11 protein-coding genes are annotated in these 15,593 nt (G+C 72.1%); 7 read left to right on the top strand and 4 right to left on the bottom strand.

Annotated features, from left to right (window positions below; all coding sequences use genetic code 11):
* Positions 1-8 precede the first annotated feature (8 nt).
* Both gatB and AB0I38_RS21575 read left to right on the top strand, forming a co-directional pair.
* Positions 9-1,514 carry an Asp-tRNA(Asn)/Glu-tRNA(Gln) amidotransferase subunit GatB gene (gatB, locus tag AB0I38_RS21580; RefSeq protein ID WP_358470612.1) on the top strand — a complete coding sequence of 502 codons (1,506 nt, stop codon included), beginning with the start codon at positions 9-11 and terminating at the stop codon, positions 1,512-1,514.
* Positions 1,515-1,680: 166 nt separating this feature from the next.
* The gene (locus AB0I38_RS21575) at positions 1,681-3,012 is read left to right on the top strand and encodes an MFS transporter (RefSeq protein WP_358470609.1); all 1,332 of its coding nucleotides are present in this window, start codon (positions 1,681-1,683) and stop codon (positions 3,010-3,012) included.
* 30 nt (positions 3,013-3,042) lie between these two features.
* Here AB0I38_RS21575 and AB0I38_RS21570 read toward each other — a convergent pair whose 3' ends face one another.
* The 3 genes from AB0I38_RS21570 to AB0I38_RS21560 are packed head-to-tail and all read right to left on the bottom strand — an operon-like array spanning position 3,043 to position 6,068.
* The gene (locus tag AB0I38_RS21570) at positions 3,043-4,569 is read right to left on the bottom strand and encodes a tripartite tricarboxylate transporter permease (protein ID WP_358470606.1); all 1,527 of its coding nucleotides are present in this window, start codon (positions 4,567-4,569) and stop codon (positions 3,043-3,045) included.
* Positions 4,570-5,097, bottom strand: coding sequence for a tripartite tricarboxylate transporter TctB family protein (locus tag AB0I38_RS21565; RefSeq protein WP_358470603.1), 528 nt, complete (start codon positions 5,095-5,097; stop codon positions 4,570-4,572). It lies immediately after the preceding gene.
* On the bottom strand, positions 5,097-6,068 hold the full coding sequence (locus AB0I38_RS21560) for a tripartite tricarboxylate transporter substrate binding protein (protein WP_358470600.1): 972 nt from the start codon (positions 6,066-6,068) through the stop codon (positions 5,097-5,099). Before AB0I38_RS21560 ends, AB0I38_RS21565 begins: the two co-directional genes overlap by 1 nt.
* 134 nt (positions 6,069-6,202) lie before the next feature.
* Here AB0I38_RS21560 and AB0I38_RS21555 point away from each other — a divergent pair, with 134 nt between their 5' ends.
* From AB0I38_RS21555 to AB0I38_RS21545, 3 genes are all read left to right on the top strand, one after another.
* The gene (locus tag AB0I38_RS21555; RefSeq protein WP_358470597.1) at positions 6,203-7,804 is read left to right on the top strand and encodes a sensor histidine kinase; all 1,602 of its coding nucleotides are present in this window, start codon (positions 6,203-6,205) and stop codon (positions 7,802-7,804) included.
* Positions 7,801-8,463, top strand: a complete 663-nt coding sequence (locus AB0I38_RS21550; RefSeq protein WP_358470594.1) for a response regulator — start codon at positions 7,801-7,803, stop codon at positions 8,461-8,463. The genes AB0I38_RS21555 and AB0I38_RS21550 overlap by 4 nt, the downstream gene beginning before the upstream one ends.
* Before the next feature lie 92 nt (positions 8,464-8,555).
* The gene (locus AB0I38_RS21545) at positions 8,556-10,556 is read left to right on the top strand and encodes a VanW family protein (protein WP_358470591.1); all 2,001 of its coding nucleotides are present in this window, start codon (positions 8,556-8,558) and stop codon (positions 10,554-10,556) included.
* A 6-nt stretch (positions 10,557-10,562) separates the two neighbouring features.
* Here the strand turns inward: AB0I38_RS21545 and AB0I38_RS21540 are convergent, their stop codons facing one another.
* Positions 10,563-11,603 carry a PQQ-dependent sugar dehydrogenase gene (locus tag AB0I38_RS21540; RefSeq protein WP_358470588.1) on the bottom strand — a complete coding sequence of 347 codons (1,041 nt, stop codon included), beginning with the start codon at positions 11,601-11,603 and terminating at the stop codon, positions 10,563-10,565.
* Between the two features lie 50 nt (positions 11,604-11,653).
* On the opposite strand from AB0I38_RS21540, the gene AB0I38_RS21535 reads away from it, so the two are divergent.
* Positions 11,654-12,559: a 2-hydroxyacid dehydrogenase gene (locus tag AB0I38_RS21535; protein WP_358470585.1), complete on the top strand. Its 906-nt coding sequence runs from the start codon at positions 11,654-11,656 to the stop codon at positions 12,557-12,559.
* A gap of 218 nt (positions 12,560-12,777) precedes the next feature.
* Positions 12,778-15,414 carry a putative bifunctional diguanylate cyclase/phosphodiesterase gene (locus AB0I38_RS21530; RefSeq protein ID WP_358470582.1) on the top strand — a complete coding sequence of 879 codons (2,637 nt, stop codon included), beginning with the start codon at positions 12,778-12,780 and terminating at the stop codon, positions 15,412-15,414.
* Positions 15,415-15,593 lie beyond the last annotated feature (179 nt).

Genomic DNA, 15,593 nt, shown 5'->3' with positions numbered 1-15,593 from the left:
ACTTCATCATGAATGTCGAGACGGCCATGCCGTACGACGAAGCGCTTGATCGGTTCGAGCCGGTGCTCGGCCTGGAGACGCACGTCGAGCTGGGCACCGAGTCCAAGATGTTCTGCGGCTGCAAGACGACGTTCGGCGCGCCGCCCAACACCCAGGTCTGCCCGACGTGCCTGGCGCTGCCCGGCTCGCTGCCGACGGCCAACGCCGTCGCGATCGAGTCGACGATCCGCATTGGCCTGGCGCTCAACTGCTCGATCGCCGAGTGGTGCCGGTTCGCCCGGAAGAACTACTTCTATCCGGACATGCCGAAGAACTACCAGATCTCGCAGTACGACGAGCCGCTCTGCTTCGACGGCTACCTCGACATCGAGGTCGACGGCAAGCCGGTGCGGATCGAGATCGAGCGGGTCCACCTGGAGGAGGACACCGGCAAGTCCACGCACGTGGGCGGCGCGACCGGCCGCATCCACGGCGCCGACTACTCGATCGTCGACTACAACCGGGCCGGCATCCCGCTGGTCGAGATCGTCACCAAGCCGATCCCCGGCACCGACCGGCTGGCGCCCGAGGTGGCCAAGGCGTACGTCACGGAGCTGCGCGAGATCATGCGCTCGCTGGGTGTGTCCGACGTGCGCATGGAGGAGGGGTCGCTGCGCTGCGACGTCAACGTCTCGCTGATGCCGCGCGGCTCGTCCGAGTGGGGCACCCGCACCGAGACGAAGAACGTCAACTCGCTGCGCAGCGTCGAGCGGTCGGTCCGCAGCGAGATCGAGCGGCAGGCCGCGGTTCTCGCCGACGGCGGCCGGATCGTGCAGGAGACCAGGCACTTCCACGAGGACACCGGCAGCACCACGTCCGGCAGGTCCAAGGAGGAGGCGCAGGACTACCGCTACTTCCCCGAGCCCGACCTGGTGCCGATCGCGCCCGATCGCGCCTGGGTGGCTGAGCTGAAGGCGGCGCTGCCCGAGCTGCCGTCGGTCAAGCGCAAGCGGCTGCGGGCCGAGTGGGGCCTGTCCGAGCTCGACATGGAGGCGATGCACAACGCCGACGCGATCGACCTCGTCGAGGCCACGGTCGCGGCAGGCGCGCCGGCCGCCGACGCGCGCAAATGGTGGATGGGCGAGCTGGCCCGCCGCGCCAACGAGTCCGGCTCGGCGCTCGCCGAGCTGCCGATCACGCCGGCGCAGATCGCCCGGGTCACCGAGCTGGTGGCCTCGGGGGCGCTCAACGACAAGCTGGCCCGCGAGGTGCTCGAAGGCGTGCTCGCCGGAGAGGGCACCCCGGACGAGGTGGTCGAGAAGCGCGGGCTCAAGATCGTCAGCGACGAGGGCGAGCTGTCCGCGATCGTCGACCAGGTCATCGCGGGCAACGCCGACGCCGCCGACAAGGTTCGTTCCGGCAAGGTCGCCGCGGCGGGCGCGCTGGTCGGTGGCGTGATGAAGGCCAGCCGTGGCAAGGCCGACGCCGCCCGGGCGCGTGAGCTGATCCTGGAGAAGCTGGGCGTCTCCGAATAGCCGCGGAGGTTGCGCCGGGGGCCTCGTCACTTCCGTGGCGGGGCCCCCGCGCGTGCCCGCCGTGTCGGGGCATTCGCCGTCGTGAGGTCCTAGGACGATCTCCTGAGCTGGGCTTAGGACCATGGCGGGAGGCGCCGGAGTGTGGCCGGCGCCTAGCGTTGGGTGCATGAATCGGAAGGCGTTGACGGCGGGGCTGGTGGCGTTGGTGTCACTGGTCGCCTTGGAGTACATGGCGGTGGCGGTCGCGATGCCGGTCGTGGCGGCGGAGCTCGGCGGGATGGAGCTCTACGGGCTGGCGTTCAGCGGCGCGATGGCCGCCGGGGTGGTGGGGACCGTGCTGGGCGGCCGGTGGGCGGACCTGCGCGGTCCGAGCGCCCCCCTGTGGACGGGCGTGGTGGGCTTCTCCGGCGGCCTGCTCCTGGCCGGGCTGGCGACCAGCATGGAGATGCTGATCGCCGGACGGCTGGTGCAGGGGTTCGGCGGGGCGCTGGTCAACGTGGCGCTGTACGTGGTGGTGGCCCGGGTCTATCCCGAGGAGCTGCATCCGAGGGTGTTCTCCCTGTTCGCGACGGCCTGGGTGGTGCCGTCGATGGTGGGACCGGCGATCGTGGGCGTGGTGCTGCACACCCTCGGGTGGCGCTGGGTGTTCCTGCTGGTGCCGATCCTGACCCTGTTCGCGGTGCTGATGCTGCTGCGCGGCCTGGCCGGACGGCCCGTCGACGGCGGGCGGAGCGCGCCCGCTCCGGGGCTGATGGCCAAGGTCGCGTGGGGAGCGGTCACCGCCGCCGGCGCGGCCCTCATGCAGTACGGCAGCGGCGGGCGGGTCGTCCTCCTGGTCGCCGGGTTCGCGATGCTGGCGGTGGCCCTGCCCAGGCTGCTTCCGAAGGGCACGCTGCGGGCGGTCAGAGGCCTGCCCGCGGTCGTCGGGCTGCGCGGGCTGACCGCCGGTGCGTTCTTCGCCGCCGAGGTGATGGTCCCGCTCATGCTCATCGAGCACCGGGGTCTGTCGCCGCTGGTGGCCGGCCTGGCGCTCACCGGAGGCGGCGTCAGCTGGTCGTTCGCGTCCTGGCTGCAGGGGCGTGAGGTGTGGAGCCGGAAGACGAACCTCTGGCTCGGCTCGGCCACCATCGCGCTGGGCATCCTGCTCATGGGCGGCCTGGCGTTCGCCGTCGTGCCCGTCGCCCTGGCCTACCCGGCGTGGATCGTGACGGGCTTCGGGATGGGGCTGGTGTATCCGACGCTGTCGGTCCTCACCCTCGAACTGTCCGCTCCCGGCGAGGAGGGCGTGAACAGCTCCGCGCTGCAGGTGGGGGAGGCGGTGTTCTCGGTGGTGGCCGTGGCGGTCACGGCCGCGCTGTTCGCCGCGGCCGGCTCCGGCTACTGGGCGGTCTTCGCGACCGCGCTCGTCATCACGCTGGTGGGGGTGGCGATCGCGCCCCGCGCGGTCGTGAGCTCCGCACGGGGCGTTCCCGCCGGCGAGAAGGTGGCGGCGGCCTGAGACGGCCGGTCTGTACGGCCCGGCGGGACGCTAGTCCTCCTCCCGGGGCACGTGGGCGACGGCCGCGGGGGCGCGCCGGGCCAGCAGCTTCCTGAAGACCGGCGTCAGCAGCGCGAGGAGCGACAGCGCCAGCAGCACCACGGCCACCGGGCTCCGCACCAGTACGCCCACGTCCCCCGCCCCGATGGCCAGGGCCCGGCGCAGCTGGATCTCGGCCATCGGCCCCAGGATCATGCCGATCACCGCCGGGGCGATGGGCAGCCCGAACCGGCGCATCGCGAACCCCAGCAGCCCGAGCAGGTACAACACCACCAGGTCCACCACGGTCGCGTTCAGGGCGTAGACCCCGAGCGCGGCGAACAGCACGATCCCGGCGTACAGGTAAGGACGCGGGATCCTCAGCACCCGGGCCCACAGCGGGGCCAGGGGCAGGTTGAGCACCAGCAGCATCGTGTTGCCGATGAACAGCGACGCGATCATGCCCCACACCAGGGCCGGGTTGTGGTCGAACAGCTGCGGGCCGGGCTGCAGGCCGTACTGCTGGAAGGCGGCGAGCAGGATCGCGGCCGTCGCCGAGGTGGGGAGCCCGAGCGTGAGGAGCGGCACCAGGGTGCCGGCGGCCGAGGCGTTGTTGGCGGCCTCCGGCCCGGCGACGCCCTCGATCGCGCCCTTGCCGTACTCCTCGCGGGCGACGCCGCGCGCCAGCCGCTTCTCGGCCGCGTACGACAGGAAGGTGGGGATCTCCGCGCCGCCGCCGGGCAGCGCGCCGAACGGGAAGCCCAGGGCGGTGCCGCGCAGCCACGGCCGCCACGACCGGCGCCAGTCGGAACGGCCCATCCAGGCCCGTCCGACGGGCACCACCTCGGGGACCGCGTGGCGCAGCCGCGAGGCCACGTACATCGCCTCGCCCATCGCGAACAGCCCGACCGCGACGATCACCACGTCGATGCCGTCGAGCAGCTGGGGGATGCCGAGCGTGAGCCGGGCCTGTCCCGTCTGCTGGTCGATGCCGATCAGCCCGATGGCCAGGCCCAGCACGAGCGAGGCCAGGCCGCGCACGACCGAGCGGGACAGCACCGACGACACGGCGGTGAACGCCAGGATCGCCAGCGCGAAGTAGTCCTCGGGGCCGAACGCGATGGCGAAGCTCACCACCGCGGGCGCGGCCACGACCAGCAGCGCGGTCGCGATCGTGCCCGCGACGAACGAGCCGATGGCGGCCGTGGCCAGCGCCTGCGCCGCCCGGCCGCGTCTGGCCATCTTGTTGCCCTCCAGCGCGGTGATCATCGAGGACGATTCGCCGGGCGTGTTGAGCAGGATCGACGTCGTGGAGCCGCCGTACATGCCGCCGTAGTAGATGCCGGCGAACATGATGAACGCGCTGGCCGGCGGCACGGTGAAGGTGATGGGCAGCAGCAGGGCCACGGTCATGGCGGGCCCGATGCCGGGCAGCACGCCGACGAGGGTGCCGAGCGTGACGCCGATCAGCGCGTACAGCAGGTTGACCGGCGTCAGCGCCTCGGCGAACCCGCCGAGCAGGAGCTCGAACGACTCCACCTAGATCACCCCTCGCAGCACGCCGCCGGGCAGCGTGACGCCCAGCCCCTTGACGAACAGCAGGTACGTGGTGATCCCCAGGAGCACCCCGATCCCCGCCGCGCGCAGCCGGTGCTCGGCCCCGAGCGCCACCGACAGCCCGAAGAACAGCAGGCTCGCGGCGATGATCCAGCCGAGCACGTTCAGCACCGCGGTGAAGCCCAGGAAGACCCCGCTGACCAGGCCGACGCTCCGCCAGTCGGCCGGCGCGCCGAGGTCGACGTCCTCGCTCTCCTCGGGATCGCCGCGCCCGCCGCGCAGCACGTCGGCGACGTAGCACAGGCCGATGAGGATCATCGCGCCGCCGACCAGCAGGGGGAAGAAGCGCGGCCCGACGCCGAGCCGCGAGGCCGCCGCCGACACCTCCAGGGTTCCCGCTATGACGAACCCGCCGAGGCCGAGCACCACGAGGGCCAGCCCCAGCTCGGGCCGCCACCACCGGGCCCGCTTGTCAGCGGGTCCGGTGACGGGGTTGCCGGACTCGGACATCAGGAGACGAGCCCCATCTCGGCGATGATGCCCTTGACCCGGGTCTGCTCGGCGGTCAGGTAGTCGGCGAACTGCTGCCCGGTCTGGAACGAGTCGATCCAGCCGTTCTTGGCCACGGCGTCCTTCCAGGCCTGCGAGTCGTGCATCTTGGTCACCAGGTCGGTGAGCGCCTGCTTGTCGGTGTCGCTGAGCCCGCCGGGGGCCACGAAGCCGCGCCAGTTGGCCAGCTCCACGTCCAGGCCGCCCTCCTTGAGGGTGGGCGCGTCCAGGTCGGGCAGCCGCTCGCCCGAGGTCACGCCGAGGGCGCGCAGCTTGCCGGACTTGACGTGCTCGGCGAACTCGCCGACGCCCGAGATGCCCAGGGTGACCTTGTTGCCGAGCAGCGCGTTCAGCGCCTCGCCGCCGCCCGAGTGGGCGATGTAGTTGACCTGCTTGGGGTCGACGCCCGCGGCCTTGGCCATCAGCCCGGCCACGATGTGGTCGGTGCCGCCGGCCGAGCCGCCCGCGACGGAGACCTTCGCCGGGTCCGCCTTCCAGGCCGCGACCAGGTCGGACAGCTGCTTGAGCGGGGATTCGGCCGGGACCACGATGATCTCGTATTCCTCGGTCAGCTTGGCGATCGGCGTCGTCTCGGCCAGGGTGACCGTGGACTTGTTCTGCTCGATCGCGCCCACCATGACCAGGCCCATGGTCATCAGCAGGTTGCCGTTGCCCTTCTCGCCCGCCAGCTGGGCCAGGCCGATCGTGCCGCCGGCGCCGGGCACGTTGTAGACCTCGACCTTGCGGTCCGGGGCGGCGGACTTGAGCGCCTGCTCGGCCGTACGGGAGGTCTGGTCCCAGCCGCCGCCCGGCGCGGCGGGGGCCATGATGCGCAGCGCGGCGGCACTGCCGCCGCTGCCGCCTGTCTCGCCGCAGCCGCTCAGCGCGGCGACGGAGATCGCCGCGAGGGCGGCGAGTATGCGCAGACGCATGATCACTCCAAGGGGGGATTTCACGTTATGGAATCTGGATCGTGAAGGGTGCTCGGGGTGGCGTCGAGGTTTCCGCGATAGGAGTCGTTTAGGTCGTTCTGGTCGCGACCGGGCCGTGACCTCGGGCTGTTTGCATGAGCCTCGTGAGACGGGTACGAGACGCCTCCCTCGGGACCCAGCTGTTCGTGCTCCAGATGGTGATCGTGCTGCTGGCCGTCGGGGGCACCGCGAGCGTGTGGGCCGACCACACCCGCGACCAGCTGGACTCGCTGTACGAGCAGCGCGCGCTGGCGATCGCCCAGTCGGTGGCGGCGCTCCCGCAGGTGCGCGACGCCTTCGACCTGCGCAACCCGGAGAAGGTGCTGCAGCCGCTCGCGCTGAGCGTGCAGGACTCCACCGGGGCCGACTACGTGGTGATCGCCAACCGCGAGCAGACCCGCTACGCCCATCCCAACGCCAAGCTGATCGGCGAGCGCCTGTCCACCGACGGCACCACCGTGCTCACGACCGGCAGGAGCTGGGTCGGCACCGAGACCGGCACGATCGGCACCACGGTCCGCGGCAAGGCGCCCATCTTCGACGAGTACGGCGACGTCATCGGCCTGGTCTCGGTCGGCGTGCTGCGGACCACGGTCAGCGGCCGGCTGGCCGCCGCGCTGCCCCCGCTGCTCTGGACCGCGCTGGCCGTCCTGGTCTGCGGCCTCGCCGCCGCCGCGCTGATCACCGCCCGGGTCCGGCGGCAGACGTTCGGCCTGGAGCCGAGCGAGATCGCCGCGCTGCTGGAGCAGCGCGAGGGCGTGCTGCACGGCGTCAAGGAGGGCGTGCTCGCGCTCGACCTCGCGGGCAGGGTGACGCTGGTCAACGACGCGGCCCGCGAGCTGCTCGGCGACGTGGGCGAGGACCTGACGCGGATGCCGGTCTCCGACCGGCTGCGCGACGTGCTGGCCGGCGACGACCCGGGGGAGGACCGGGTGGTGCTGCACGGCGACCGGGTGCTGGTGCTCAACCGCACTCCCGTCTCCGTACGCGGCCAGCACCGGGGCTGGGTGGTCACCCTTCGCGACCGCACCGAGCTGGTCCGGCTGGCCCGCGAGCTCAACGACAGCAGCAGCGCCACCGAGGCCCTGCGCGCCCAGGCCCACGAGTTCGCCAATCGGATGCACACGGTCGTCGGCCTGCTGGAGCTGGGCGAGCACGAGGCGGCCATCGGCTTCATCACCCGGCTCACCCGTGGCGCGTACGCCACCGACCTGCGCGAGCGGGTCCAGGATCCGACGCTGGCGGCGTTGCTGGTGGCCAAGTCGGCCGAGGCGGCCGAGCGCGGCGCCCGGCTGGTGCTGGCCGAGGACACGGCGGTGCCGGAGGGCGTGATCGGAGATCCGCAGGACGCGGTGCTGGTCGTCGGCAACCTGGTCGCCAACGCGATCGACGCGCTCGACGGCGCGCCGGGCACGATCGAGGTGTCCCTGCTGGCCGACGCCGGCGGCCTGCGCGTACGGGTGTGCGACTCGGGGCCCGGCATCGCGCCCGAGCTGGTCGGCGAGGTGTTCAGGGAGGGCTTCACCACCAAGGCGGCCCGTTCGGGGCCGCGCGGCCTCGGCCTGGCGCTGACCCGGCAGGCGTGCCTGCGCAGGGGCGGCTGGGTGAAGGCGCGCAACGCGGACGGCGCGGTCTTCACGGCGCTGCTGCCTCCGGCGCTCCCGGCGCTCCCGGTGGTCTCCGTGGGGGATAGATGAGTGACGTGCGTGTGGTGGTCGTGGACGACGACTTCATGGTGGCGCGCATCCACGGCGGCTACGTCGCCCGGGTGCCCGGCTTCGAGGTGGTCGCGACCGCGCACAGCGGGGCCGGCGCGCTCGCCGCCGTGGCCGAGCACCGGCCCGACCTCCTGCTGCTCGACATCTACCTGCCTGACATGTCCGGGCTGGAGGTGCTCAAGTCGCTGCACGACGTGGACGTCCTCGTGGTCAGCGCGGCCCGCGACGTGCCCACGGTCAGGGAGGCGATGCGCGGCGGCGCGGTCAACTACCTGATCAAGCCGTTCACGTCGGCGGCACTGGCCGAGCGGCTCCGGCACTACGCCGGCACACGCAGGCAGCTCACCGCCCTCGGCCCCGAGGCCCGCCAGGACGACGTCGACCGGCTCTTCGGCACTCCCGGCTCGGCCGCGGCGCTGCCCAAGGGGCTGTCGCCCGCGACGTGCGCGCTGGTGGCCGGCACGTTACGCGACGCGGGCGGCGACCTGTCGGCCGCCGAGACGGCGGTGCTCGCCGGTCTGTCCCGGGTCAGCGCCCGCCGTTACCTGGAGCACCTGTGCGCGGCGGGCCGGGCCGAGCTCCGTCCGAGGTACGGCACGGCCGGTCGTCCGGAACATCGCTACCGGTGGATAGGTTGACACACTTCCGTAGTCATTCCAGTGACATATCCGGATGCGCGTGCCTTACTGTTGCCTGAAGATGTGGCTGCGGAGCGGGAGGAGATTGAGGCGTGCGTAACGCCGGACCGATCGAGTCACCGACGGACCCGTTCGCCTCGGTGCCGTTACCCACGTCGGCCACCAGCAGAAAGCCACGCATCGAAGGTCTGCCGCCCGGCGTCTCCCGCGACATCTTCGGCGGCGTCCAGGACGCCCCGCAGGCCACCGCGAAGGGCCAGGACGGCGGATCCCTGCCTCCCGTCGCCACCCCCGCCCAGCCCTGGCCGGTGAACGAGAGCAAGGTCGATCCGCCCATCCCGCCCGCCCCCGTCTTCGGCCTGCCGGACCAGCAGGACCGGCCGTCCGCCCTGCTCGACCCCGAGCCGCCCCGCCGCGGCCGGCTGCTGCCCGCCATCCTCGTGCTCATCGTCATGGCGGCCGTGCTGGCGTACCTGGTGCCCGCGGTGATGATGTCGGGCTCGGTGCTGCGCGGCACCCGCGTCGGCGGCATCGACATCGGCGGCCTCACCATGACCCAGGCGGCCGACAAACTCCGCACCGAGCTGGCCGCCAGGCTGAGCAAGCCGGTCGCCGTCGACATCGCCGGCAAGCGGGAGAGCATCCAGCCGGACGAGGCCGGGCTCGAACTCGACGTGGTCGGCACCATCAACCAGGCGCCCAGCGGCTTTCCCAGCCCCATCGAGGTATGGCGGGGGCTGACCGGCACGACCGAGCTCGAACCGAAGGTCACGGTCGACGCCTCCCAGCTCACCAGGACCGTGGAAGGGCTGGCCGAGGCGTACGACAAGGCTCCGCGTGAGGGCCGCGTCGCGTTCAGGGGTCTGCGACCGGTGGCCTCGGAGCCGCAGGACGGCGTGCTGCTCGACCGTGAGGACGCCGTTCGCGTCATCACCGACGCGTTCCTCCACTCGCGTGGCTCCGCGGCGCTCACGATCAGGCCCGCCAAGCCCCAGACCACGGTCGCCGACGTCACCGCGGCCAAGCCGGAAGCCCTTCAGGCCATCGCCGCCCCGCTCACGCTGGCTATCGACGGCAAGCAGGCCGAGCTCCCGCCGTCGGCCATCGCCGCCCACCTGACCTACGTCTCCGACGGCAAGGGCGGCCTGGCCCCGCAGTTCGACGCCAAGGCGGCGCTCGCCGGCGTCGAGAGCAGCCTGATCGACGAGAGCCAGGCGCCGCGCGACGCCACGTACGAGATCGTGAACGGCAAGCCTGAGCTGGTCCCCGCCCGTGCGGGCAGAGGAGTGGACGACCGGCAGCTCGCCCGGGACGTGGCCAAGGTGATCACCAGCGACGGCCCCCGGGTCATCCCGGTCAAGCTCGACGCCGTCCGCCCCGAGGTCGCCACCTCCGAGGTGAAGGATCTCGGCATCACGGCCAACGTGGGCGAGTTCACCACCACGTTCGACTGCTGCCAGCCGCGCGCCATCAACATCCAGCGGATGGCCGCCCAGCTCGACGGCCGCCTGGTGAAGCCGGGGGAGACGTTCTCGCTCAACGAGGCGGTGGGCGAGCGCACCCGCGAGAAGGGGTACGTCGAGGCCGGGCAGATCGTCGGCGGCCGGATGGTCAACATCGTCGGCGGCGGCGTCTCGCAGTTCGCGACCACGATGTACAACGCGGCCTTCTTCGCCGGCTTCGACGACGTCGAGCACGTCCCGATGGACTACTACGCCGCCCGCTACCCCGCCGGGCGCGACGTCGCCCTGCTCTACCCCGATCTCGACCTGAAGTGGCGCAACGACTCCGACCACGGGGTGCTGATCAAGACGGCCACCACCGGGACCTCGGTCACGGTCACGCTCTGGGGCACGAAGCGCTACGACAGGATCCAGGCGCTGGAGTCGCCGAAGCGGGCCTTCACCCCGTTCCGCCGCGAGACCAGCAGCACCCCCGGCTGCCTGCCCGCGACCGGTCAGCAGGGCTTCACGATCGACGTCACCCGCGTCTTCTACAAGGGCGGCGAAGAGGTCAGGCGGGACCGCAAACTGACCACGAAGTACCGGCCCCAGGCCCAGGTCATCTGTACGGTCTCCACCGGCACGAACTGACCCCGGTCACGGGCGACGCGGGGCGACCGACAGGATCCGGTCGTCGCCGTCGCGGACCGTGCCCCTGCCGTCCTTGTTGCTGGTCGACACCCAGAGCGTGCCGTCGGGCGAGGCCGCCACGGCGCGCAGCCTGCCGTACCGGTCGGTGAAGTGGGCGACCGGCGTGCCCGGCGCGCCGTCCTGGCCGAGCGGGATCTGCCACAGGCGCTCGCCGCGCAGCGCGCCCATCCAGAGCGAACCCCCGGCGTACGCCAGGCCCGACGGCGAGGCGTCGGAGGTGGGCCAGGTGAGGATCGGGTTCGTGAACTCGGGGTCGTCGCCGCGGCCCTCGACCTCCGGCCAGCCGTAGTTGGCGCCCGGCTTGATCTGGTTGATCTCGTCGTAGGTGCCGGCGCCGAACTCCGAGGCGTACATCCGGCCGGCGGCGTCCCAGGCCATACCCTGCACGTTGCGGTGGCCGAGGCTGTAGACGAGTGTGCCGAAGGGGTTGCCGGGGGCGGGCGCGCCGTCGGCGGTCATCCTCAGGATCTTGCCGCCGAGTGAGTCGCGCCGCTGGGCCAGGTCACGGTCGCCGATCTCGCCGGTGCTCGCGTACAGGTGGCCGTCGGGGCCGAACTCCAGCCGGCCGCCGTTGTGGATGCCGCCCTTGGGAATGCCCTTGACGATCACCCGGGGCTCGCTCACCCCGGTGTCGCCGAGGCGGTAGCGGACGATCCGGTTGTCCTCGGCGGCCGTGTAGTAGACGAACACCTGGTCGTCCCGGGCCGCCACGCCCATCAGGCCGCCCTCGCCGCCGGGGGTGACCCCCTCGATCGTGCCCAGCTCGGTCACCTGACCCGCCGGGCTCACCCGGAGCAGCCGGGCCGAGTCGCGCTCGGTCACCAACGCGTCTCCGCCCGGCAGGAACTCGATGGCCCACGGCACCGCCAGATCGCTCGCCACGGTCTTCGGCTCGCCCGGCGGCGCGGCGGGTGACACGGCGGCCGTCGGCGTCACCCCGCCCGCGCTCGAGCAGGCCGTCAGTGTCAGTGCGAGGAGCAAAGCCATAAGGACTCTCATGTGTTCCATACTTACCCGGTGGTCGTAAGGTTCTCGGCATGAAGATCTGGGTCCCTTCCGACGCGGTCGCCGGTGTCCTGTCCGATCTGCCCGGCGTGCAGTGTGACGTCTACTCCGGCGGCCGGGCTCCGGACGGCGCCGAAGAGGTCGAGGTCTGGATCCCGCCGCTCGTCACGGTGCCCGACGTGCCGGGGACCCTCGCCGGAATGACCTCGCTGCGTCTCCTGCAGACCGTCACGGCGGGGGTGGAGCCGTACCGGCCGCACATGCCGGAGGGCGCGGTGCTGTGCAACGCGCGCGGCGTGCACGACGCGGGCACCGCGGAGTGGGCGGTCGGCGCGATGATCGCGGTGCTGCGGGAGTTCCCCGGCTTCGTGGACGCGCAGCGCAGGGGCGAGTGGACCTACCACCACACCGGCGTGCTGGCCGACTCCACCGTGCTGATCGTCGGCTACGGCTCCATCGGCGCCGCGCTCGAACGCCGCCTCGACGGCTTCGAGGTCGAGGTCGTGCGCGTGGCCCGCAGCGCCCGTGACGGGGTCCACCCCATGGAGACGCTGCCCGGGCTGCTGCCCGCCGCCGACGTGGTGGTGCTGCTGGTACCCGCCACCCCGGCCACCGCCGGCATGGTCGACGCCGCGTTCCTGGCCCGGATGAAGGACGGCGCCGTGCTGGTCAACGCCGCGAGGGGCGGGGTGGTCGACACCGACGCGCTGGTCGCCGAGCTCAAGGCCGGCAGGCTGCGCGCCGCGCTCGACGTCACCGCGCCCGAGCCGCTGCCCGAGGGCCACCCCCTCTGGAGCGCTCCCGGCGTGCTGATCACCCCGCACGTCGCGGGCAGCACCCCCGCCTCCGACCGGCGCGTGCTCCGGCTGGTCCGCTCGCAGCTGCTGCGCCATCTCGCCGGCGAGCAACTCAACAACATCATCACGGACGCATACTGAGAGTAATCCGGAACGTGGCTGGTCCGTGACCTCCAGTGCGTACCGTTGCATCTACCAAACATTCCTGACTCACTGTCAAGTAGGTTCTCGGATCTGTCGGTCTGTGTGGTTATCAGATCGGTGACGACATCGGCGTTGTCACCACCCGAAGACCCGCGACCGCACACACTTGCGGTGTGGTCGGCCGGGCATCGGCGATCATCGGGCAACGAGACGGGATGGCAACGACTGTGATCCGCTGGCGTGATCCACGGGCACCGCTGATCGCCGCGTCGGCGACAGGGGCGGCGGGGTTCGCGGCTGCGCTCCTCGTGGGCGGCCCGGCCCTGGTCACCGGTGCCGTCGCCGGGCTCCTGGCGGCGGTGATCGCCGGGGCGTCCCTGCTGCTCGCCTCCGTCCAGCTGGCCGAGCACCGCCCGGCGGCCGTGGGCGCGCGCTGGATGGGCGGTGGCGCTCTGGCCTGGGCGGCCGGCTCGGGCGTGCAGTCTCTCGCCACGAGTTCGAGCATCGTGGTCAGCTTCGGCGACCTGCTCCTGATGCTGGGCACCGTGCTGATGGCGGGCGGCGCGCTGACCGCCGCCGGCCGCACGCTCCCCGGCGGCGTCATCCTGCGGCTGGTCACCGACTCCTACCTGTGCGCCGCCTCGCTCTTCCTGATCGCCTGGGTGATCGGGCTGCGGCACGTCTACGGCCAGGTCGACCCGGCGACGTTCGCCTTCGCCATGCTGCCGCCGATGATCTCGCTGCTGGTGACCTACGCCACCGTCCCGCCGGTGGTCAAGGGCCGGTCCACGTCCTGGTCGCTCGCCCTGACCGGCACCGGCGTGCTCGCCACCACCACGATCGCCGGGCTGGCGACCGCCGTCGCGCGGCTGTCCGACACCGCTCCGCCGACGTGGAGCGTGATGCTCGCGCCGGTGGCGTTCCTGCTGCTGGCCGCCGCCCCGTGGGCGCTGCGCCCGGCGGAGTCCGACTCCGCCCCCGTCGGATCGACTCCCGGCAACCTGGTCGCGATGGTGCCGCTGGCGCTGGTCGCCGTGGCCACCTGCACGCTGCTCGTCCACCTGGCCGGCGGCGGGCGGGAGGAGCCGGTCACCGGCGTCGTGGCGCTCGCCGGCTCCGCGGTGCTGCTCCTGCTGGTGCGCCTGTCCGTGCTGGCCGCGATCAACATCCGGCTGCGCCGGCTGGTCTCGCTCGGCGACCGGCAGCTGCGCGAGCTGGCCGAGAGCACCGGCGACGTGGTGCTGCTCTGCGACTACGAGGGAGTGGTGCGCGAGATCGGCGCCGGCGTCGAGGTCACCTACGGCTACCGTCCCGAGCAACTGCTCGACGGCACGATCTTCGACTACATCCACCCCGAGGACGTGCCCGGCATCCAGCGATCGCTGCGTGCGATGGTCGACGACGAGGGCGCCGACCACGGCACCTGCCTGATCGCCTGCCGCGTACGCGCCTCCGACGGCACCTGGCGCCCCACCGAGTCGGTCGCCACCCGCCACGTCAGCGGCGACGACCTCGTCCTCGTCACCACCAGAGACGTGAGCGACGAGGAGGCGCTTCGCAACCAGGTCGCCCACCTGACCTTCCACGACGGCATCACCGGGCTGCCCAACCGCGCCTACTTCGAGGAGCGCACCCGCGAGGTGCTGTCCGGCCGCACCGGCCACGTCGCGGTCATCTTCCTCGATCTCGACGGGTTCACCTCGGTCAACGACTCGGTCGGGCACGCCAGTGGTGACCACCTGCTCGGGCAGGCCGCGCGCCGGCTGCGCGGAGCCGTGCGCCCCGACGACACGCTCGCCCGGTGGGGCGGTGACGAGTTCGCGGTGCTCGTGGAGACGGGTGGCGACGCCCAGCTGGCCGTCGACCTGGCCGAGCGCCTGCTGGGGACGGTCTCGCAGGAGCCGTTCCGGGTGGCCGACCGCGACGTGGCGCTCACCGCGAGCGTGGGCGTGGCCTTCGCCGAGGACGACATGCCCGCGGGCGACCTGATCCGCAACGCCGACGTCGCCATGGCCAGGGCCAAGGAGCTCGGCGGGCGCCGGGTCGAGGTGTTCGCCGCCCAGATGCACGCCGACGTGGTCCGCCGGCTGGAGTTGGCCGCCGACCTGCAGCGGGCGCTGATCGAGCAGCAGTTCGCGATCGAGTACCAGCCGGTGGTCGACCTCGCGACCTCGCGGGTGACCGCCGTCGAGGCGCTCGTGCGGTGGTGGCGCGGGTCGGTGTTCGTGCCGCCCGACCAGTTCCTCGGCCCCGCTGAGGACACCGGTCTGATCGTGCCGCTGAGCGAGTGGATTCTGCGCGAGTCCTGCCGTGAGGTGGCCGCCTGGCGGGCCTCGTCGTGGGACATCGGGCTGTCGCTCAACCTGTCGGCCCGCCAGATTACCGCGCCCCGGTTCGTCGAGACCGTCGAGGAGGCACTCGCCGAGAGCGGCCTGCCCGCCTCCGCGCTCACCCTTGAGGTGATCGAGGAGATGCTCGTCGAGGACGCCGAGGAGACGATCAGGCGCCTGTCCGAGCTGCGCGCGCTGGGCGTGCGGCTGGCGATCGACGACTTCGGCACCGGTTACGCCTCGCTGGCGTTCCTCCGGCAGCTGCCGGTCGACATGATCAAGATCGACCCGTCGTTCGTGTCGGGCCTCGGCCGCGACGACACGCTGACCCTGCTCACGCGCACGATCGTGCGCCTCGGCAACGACCTCGGCCTGGTCGTGGTGGCCGAGGGCATCGAGCGTCCCGAGCAGCTCGAGCTGCTCCGTGAGATGGGCTGCACCCGAGGTCAGGGTTTCCTGGTCGCCCGGCCGATGGCGGCGCGCGGCGTCGACTCCCTGATGAGGACGAGTCTCACGGTTTGAGACGTGTATCCCACCAATTTGACATTGGGGGCTACAGAGGGGCTATGGTGTGCCCATGCTTCGTAGTGGGATTCTCGTAGTACTTCGCCGGCGCGCGGGCCGATAGCGAAGCACTACGACCTGCGCGCCGCCCCAGACCCGCCCTCTCGGCCGGGAAGGGGCATTTTTTATGTCCTGAG

The sequence above is a fragment of the Nonomuraea cavernae genome (assembly GCF_040655715.1).
Lineage (GTDB): Bacteria > Actinomycetota > Actinomycetes > Streptosporangiales > Streptosporangiaceae > Nonomuraea > Nonomuraea cavernae_A.
This window is presented reverse-complemented; position numbering and strand designations above follow the sequence as displayed.

Coding starts and splice junctions, on each gene's coding strand:
- AB0I38_RS21560 (WP_358470600.1), bottom strand. CDS start 6,068: ATGCGTCTGCGCATACTCGCCGCCCTCGCGGCGATCTCCGTCGCCGCG.
- AB0I38_RS21550 (WP_358470594.1), top strand. CDS start 7,801: ATGAGTGACGTGCGTGTGGTGGTCGTGGACGACGACTTCATGGTGGCG.
- AB0I38_RS21575 (WP_358470609.1), top strand. CDS start 1,681: ATGAATCGGAAGGCGTTGACGGCGGGGCTGGTGGCGTTGGTGTCACTG.
- AB0I38_RS21535 (WP_358470585.1), top strand. CDS start 11,654: ATGAAGATCTGGGTCCCTTCCGACGCGGTCGCCGGTGTCCTGTCCGAT.
- gatB (WP_358470612.1), top strand. CDS start 9: ATGAATGTCGAGACGGCCATGCCGTACGACGAAGCGCTTGATCGGTTC.
- AB0I38_RS21555 (WP_358470597.1), top strand. CDS start 6,203: ATGAGCCTCGTGAGACGGGTACGAGACGCCTCCCTCGGGACCCAGCTG.
- AB0I38_RS21530 (WP_358470582.1), top strand. CDS start 12,778: ATGGCAACGACTGTGATCCGCTGGCGTGATCCACGGGCACCGCTGATC.
- AB0I38_RS21540 (WP_358470588.1), bottom strand. CDS start 11,603: ATGGCTTTGCTCCTCGCACTGACACTGACGGCCTGCTCGAGCGCGGGC.
- AB0I38_RS21565 (WP_358470603.1), bottom strand. CDS start 5,097: ATGTCCGAGTCCGGCAACCCCGTCACCGGACCCGCTGACAAGCGGGCC.